Source organism: Gilvimarinus sp. 1_MG-2023 (genome assembly GCF_030548285.1).
This window is the reverse complement of the sequence record NZ_JAUOSC010001887.1, coordinates 1-230: the sequence shown is the minus strand read 5'-3', so window position 1 is coordinate 230 and position 230 is coordinate 1. Positions and strand designations below refer to the sequence as shown.

Here is a 230-nt window from a genome sequence, read left to right as displayed (position 1 = left end):
GTCCCCACGGGGTGCATTGGCGTTGTTACAAGCGGCCAGAGCCTGGGCTCTGGTAAGTGAGCGTTCGCACGTTTTGCCTGAAGATATTCAGGCAGTGCTGCCAGCGGTGGTGGATCACCGCCTGGCAGATGCCGCCGACGGTGGCGGGCATAGTGTTTCGGCCCGGATGCTGAGCTCGGTTGCGGTGTTGGTGTAGCCGTGTCGGTGTTAGTTGATCGTCTGTTTGGCGA

General features: G+C 60.9%; 1 pseudogene. It reads left to right on the top strand.

Annotation, left to right across the window (positions count from 1 at the left end):
* Positions 1-196, top strand: a pseudogene (locus tag Q4563_RS23250) (AAA family ATPase); the annotation flags it as partial.
* Positions 197-230: the final 34 nt, after the last annotated feature.